This is a genomic window from Methylobacterium sp. WL103, assembly GCF_008039885.1.
Lineage (GTDB): Bacteria > Pseudomonadota > Alphaproteobacteria > Rhizobiales > Beijerinckiaceae > Methylobacterium > Methylobacterium cerastii.
The window spans coordinates 1-4,841 of sequence record NZ_VRUX01000328.1 but is presented as its reverse complement, the minus strand read 5'-3'; the positions used below and the strand labels follow the sequence as shown (position 1 = coordinate 4,841).

The following is a 4,841-nucleotide window of genomic DNA, read 5'->3' as shown; positions in this document are numbered from 1 at the left end:
GCCGCCAGCGACCCGACGACGAGGCGCCAGGTGCCGCCGGCCGTGTCGGCGCGCTTGCGCAGGTCGGGGCAGCGGATTGCGAGGATCGCGGCGAACGTCGCGTCTACCACCTCGACCTGCCCGGGATCGCCCGCGATCCCGAGGCGCAGGAGCGGCGCCTGCGCCTCGCGCGCCCTCAGGTCGTCGAGGTTCCAGTCGCGGTGCACGCCCGGCCCGGTGATCTCGAGGCGGTCGCCGAGGCGCAGGGTCACGTCGTGCGGCGCGGCGCTCCGGCCGTCGAACCAGCGGCCGGAAGCGGTGCTCGACGGCATCAGAACCCGATCTGCAGCGCGCCGCCCACGTCGAGCGCGTCGGCGAGGCCTTCGTTGAGGCCGCTGCCCGGCCCGTGCGTCGCCGCCAGGATCCGGTTCAGGCCGTCCGCGTCGGCGATGTGGGTCGTGGTCGCGACCGCGGCCCAAAGTCGGGCCTGGACGATGAGCACGTGCAGCACCGCGAAGGAGAGCGCGCCGCCGAGATAGAGCAGGCCGCCGCCGAGCGCCGCCGCCCAGGCGAAGCCGTCGCCGCCGGCGGCCCGCGCTGCGAGACCGGCGAGGAGCGCGATCAGCCCGACCACCGCGACGAATCCGAGGAGCGACAGCGCGTAGACGAGGTAGGGCCAGTAGAACTGCCGCGCCCGAAGGGTCGAGACGAGGCGGACCGGGCCCAGGCTTGCGGCGTTCAGACTCGCGGCGTTCATGAACACCTTGGCTTCGCGCGCGCGGTAGAGCGGAACCAGCAGGAGCGCGAGCGGAAGGCAGCACCCGGCCGTGACGCCGAGCGCGATCCCGAGGGTCGCGACGCGGCTGCCGCGATAGGCCGGGTTGAGGATGAGGTCGCCGGCCTTGCCGCCGGGCTTGGGCAGGATCAGGTCGGTCGGCAGGGTGAAGTCGTTGGCGGCGAGCAGCGCCAGCAGCACGGCGAGCACCGGCCCGAACGCCACCGCGTAGAACAGCAGCCACGGCCCGACGAGCGAGCGCCCGCGCGCATCAGACGCCATCCGGCTCGTGCCGACCCGGGTGTGGCCGATGCGGTAGCGTTCGAGGCTGGCGCGCATGAACGGGTAGGCGAGGCCCAGCGTCGCGAGCGTCAGCGTCCACCACAGGGCGGCGCGCGCGGCGTAGACGAGGCCCGATCCGTCCTGGCCGAGGCGGATGCCGCGCCACAGGGTGCGCATCGCCCGATAGCGCCGGCCGCGATAGATCGCGAACTGCCCGACCAGGAACAGCAGCACGAAGGAGAGGATCGCCGAGTACGGCGCCAGCGCCGGCAGGGCGACGGCGAGGCCGAACAGGCCGACATAGATCACGATCAGCAGCGCGAGCGCCACGAGGAAGCCGAGGAAGAGCTCGCGCCCGGTGCCGGTATATTCCGCCGGGCTGCCGTCGACGACGGTTCGGCTCCAGAAGAAGCGCCGCAGGTCGGTCATGTACCAGAAGCGGTAGATGCCGAAGGTGACGAGCGAGAGCAGGAACCCGATCACCGCGAGCCCGGTGAGGCCGCGGAGCCGTGAGTCGAACGCGATCTCCCCGGTGCGCGGCATCGGTCCCCCTCCTCAGCCTGCGGTGGACGCGCGGTCAGCGCAGCAGCGCGGACTTCTCGACCTGGAGGGCGGCGGCGATCTCGTCGAGGGCCTTGTGCTCGACCTCGCTGATGCCGCCGAAGTCGGCGACGTCGGCGGCGATCAGGAAGATGTCCTGGCGCTGGTCGAGCGGCCGGTCGGCGACGGCCGCGACGTGACGCAGGTTCTCGATCCGCCCGGCCCGCGTCTTGGCGCGGGCGATGCCCTCGTAGAGCTCCTGCTCGATCCGCAGCGTGTCGTACGACTTCTGGAGGATCGGGTTGGCCCGCATCCCCGAGATCGCCGACTCGACCTCCTCCTCGTCGACGTCGCCGTCGGCGATCGTCACGTTGGCGGCGGCCGAGACCGCGGCCTGCAGGAACAGGCCGTCGCCGGCATAGGACATGATCGTCCGGCCGAACCGCAGAATGGCGTCCTGGAAGATGCTCATGCCTACCTCGCGTTCGCCCGACTCACGGGAAACGCCCCCTCCAAGTCAAGCGTTTTACGTCCCGCGACCGGGCCGCATCCTCGATCGATCGATCTTCGAACGCACCGCACGGTCAACAGCAGCGGAACCCGCTGGTGTTGCCGACGCCGAAGCGGGCGTTCTCCCGATGGCGGAAGAACTCGACCTCGCTCATCGGCGCCTGGTCGGGATGGGTGCGGGCGACGTGCGCGGCGTAGGCCGCGTAGTCGCCCTGCCCGACCATCAGCCGCGCCCCGTCGCAGACGCATTTCGACAATGCCTTCCAGCGGTCGCGCAGGCTCTGCGAGGCGGCGTCCACCGGCCTACTCCGCCGCGACGATGCGGGCTTCGGTCTCGATCGCGGTCCAGCGGTCGGAGCGGAGCGCCTTCAGGCAGGCGGCGATGCCGAAGCCGGCGATCGCCACGACGAGGCCGATGAACAGGGCGGCCAGCACCGTGTCGATCCGGTCGTTCAACACGATCTGGCTCATCTGGCCGAGGTCCTTGGCCGGTGCCAGCACCTTGCCCTCTGCGATCGCGCCCGCGTAGCGCTCGGCGTGGGCGAGGAAGCCGATCTTCGGGTCGGCGGAGAAGATCTTCTGCCAGCCGGCGGTGAGGGTGCAGATGCACAGCCACGCGGTCGGGATGATCGTCACGAACGCGTAGCGCTCGCGCTTCATCTTGAAGATCACCACCGTGCAGAGCGTCAGCGCGACGGCGGCCAGCATCTGGTTCGAGATGCCGAACAGCGGCCACAGGGTGTTGATGCCGCCGAGCGGGTCGGTGACGCCCTGGTAAAGGAAATAGCCCCAGGCGCCGACCGCGATGGCGGTGGCCAGGATGCTCGGAACCCAGGCGTTGGTCTGCTTGAACGCCGGCACCGCGAGGCCGACGAGGTCCTGCACCATGAAGCGGCACGCGCGCGTCCCGGCGTCGACCGCGGTGAGGATGAACAGCGCCTCGAACAGGATGGCGAAGTGGTACCAGAACGCCATCATGCCCTTGCCGCCGACGGCGCTGGAGATGATGTGCGCCATGCCGACGGCCAGCGTCGGCGCGCCGCCGGCGCGTGCGATGATGGTGTGCTCGCCGACGTCCTTGGCGGTCTGGACGATGACCTCCGGCGTCGTCGCGAAGCCGAGCTTGGTCACCGCGGCGGCCGCCGTCTCCGGCGTCGTGCCGAGGAGCGCCACCGGCGAATTCATGGTGAAGTACACGCCCGGGTCGATGACCGTGGCCGAGACCAGCGCCATCACCGCGACGAAGCTCTCCATCAGCATGCCGCCGTAGCCGATGAAGCGCGCGTCGGCCTCGCTGGCGATCAGCTTCGGCGTGGTGCCCGACGCGATCAGGGCGTGGAAGCCCGAGACCGAGCCGCAGGCGATGGTGATGAACAGGAACGGGAAGAGCTGGCCGGCCCAGACCGGACCGGTGCCGTCCACGAACTTCGTCACCGCCGGCATCTGCATGTGCGGGGCGACGAAGGCGATGCCCAGCGCGAGGCCCGCGATGGTCCCGATCTTGAGGAAGGTCGAGAGGTAGTCGCGCGGGGCGAGCAGCAGCCAGACCGGCAGGATCGAGGCGACGAAGCCGTAGCCGATCAGCATCCAGCAGAGCTGCGTGCCGGTGAAGGTGAAGGCCGGGCCCCAGACCGGGCTGTCGGCGATCGCGCCGCCGCCGAAGATCGCCGCCATCAGCAGGACGAAGCCGAGGATCGAGACCTCGCCGATCCGGCCGGGGCGGATGGTGCGGGTGTATACGCCCATCAGCATCGCGATCGGGATCGTCGACATCACGGTGAAGGTGCCCCACGGGCTCTCCGCCAGCGCCTTGACGACGATGAGCGCCAGCACGGCGAGCAGGATCACCATGATCAGGAAGGTGCCGAGCAGCGCGATGACGCCCGGGATGGTGCCGAGCTCGGTGCGGATCAGCTCGCCGAGCGAGCGGCCGTCGCGGCGCATCGACACGAACAGGACCAGGAAGTCCTGCACCGCGCCGGCGAGCACGACGCCAGCGAGGATCCAGAGCAGCCCCGGCAGGTAGCCCATCTGCGCCGCGAGCACCGGGCCGACGAGGGGGCCGGCGCCGGCGATCGCCGCGAAGTGGTGGCCGAACAGCACGCTCTTGTTGGTCGGGACGTAGTCGAGCCCGTCGTTGTGGCGGACGGCCGGCGTCTCGCGCTTCGCGTCGAGGCGCATCACCTTCTCGGCGATGAACAGCGCGTAGTAGCGGTAGGCGATGAGGTAGACGCAGATCGCCGCGACGACGAGCCAGAGGGCGTTCACCGCCTCGCCGCGCTCGACGGCGACGATGGCGAGCGCCGCCGCCCCCAACGCTCCGACCAGGGCCCAGGGGCCGTGCCTACCGATCGCGCCCATCGTTCCGCTCCCGAAGCCGGCTCTGAACGGCCGACGATCATGCGCGGTGATGCCGTACTTTTCGAGCGAGGAAAATCCCCCTCCCTCGGTCGAGTCGACACCCGCGCCGCGTTGTCGCGACGCGTCGCACCACCTGTGCGCTCATCGTTTGACGCTGCGACGCGCGATACCTAGACCGCACACACACCACACGAAACTGCACCACACGAAACCGCACGACACGAAACGGAGACGGATGATGGCGAAGGTCGCGTTCCTGGGGCTCGGCGTCATGGGCGCCCCGATGGCCGGGCATCTGGCCAAGAAGGGCCATTCGGTCACCGTCTACAACCGCACCGCCGCCAAGGCGGAGGCGTGGGTGGCGGCCAACGGCGGCGCGCACGCGCCGACGCCC

5 protein-coding genes and 1 pseudogene are annotated in these 4,841 nt (G+C 70.4%); 1 reads left to right on the top strand and 5 read right to left on the bottom strand.

The window, feature by feature from the left end:
* From FV222_RS17540 to FV222_RS17520, 5 genes and pseudogenes are all read right to left on the bottom strand, one after another.
* A pseudogene (locus FV222_RS17540) lies at nucleotides 1-311 on the bottom strand (peptidase M48); the annotation flags it as partial.
* The gene (locus FV222_RS17535) at nucleotides 311-1,579 is read right to left on the bottom strand and encodes a DUF898 family protein (RefSeq protein WP_147761518.1); all 1,269 of its coding nucleotides are present in this window, start codon (nucleotides 1,577-1,579) and stop codon (nucleotides 311-313) included. The pseudogene FV222_RS17540 and the gene FV222_RS17535, both read right to left, overlap by 1 nt.
* 34 nt (nucleotides 1,580-1,613) lie before the next feature.
* Nucleotides 1,614-2,048 (bottom strand): tellurite resistance TerB family protein, encoded by a 435-nt coding sequence (locus FV222_RS17530; protein ID WP_147753323.1) that lies wholly within the window; start codon nucleotides 2,046-2,048, stop codon nucleotides 1,614-1,616.
* A gap of 112 nt (nucleotides 2,049-2,160) precedes the next feature.
* Nucleotides 2,161-2,385: a YbdD/YjiX family protein gene (locus FV222_RS17525; protein ID WP_147753324.1), complete on the bottom strand. Its 225-nt coding sequence runs from the start codon at nucleotides 2,383-2,385 to the stop codon at nucleotides 2,161-2,163.
* A 4-nt stretch (nucleotides 2,386-2,389) separates the two neighbouring features.
* Complete coding sequence (locus FV222_RS17520) at nucleotides 2,390-4,447, bottom strand: carbon starvation CstA family protein (protein WP_147815284.1); 2,058 nt, start codon at nucleotides 4,445-4,447, stop codon at nucleotides 2,390-2,392.
* A 238-nt stretch (nucleotides 4,448-4,685) separates the two neighbouring features.
* Between FV222_RS17520 and FV222_RS17515 the strand changes: the two genes are divergently transcribed.
* Nucleotides 4,686-4,841, top strand: a 156-nt coding sequence (locus FV222_RS17515) for an NAD(P)-binding domain-containing protein (protein ID WP_187277367.1), incomplete at its 3' end; no start/stop codon positions are given.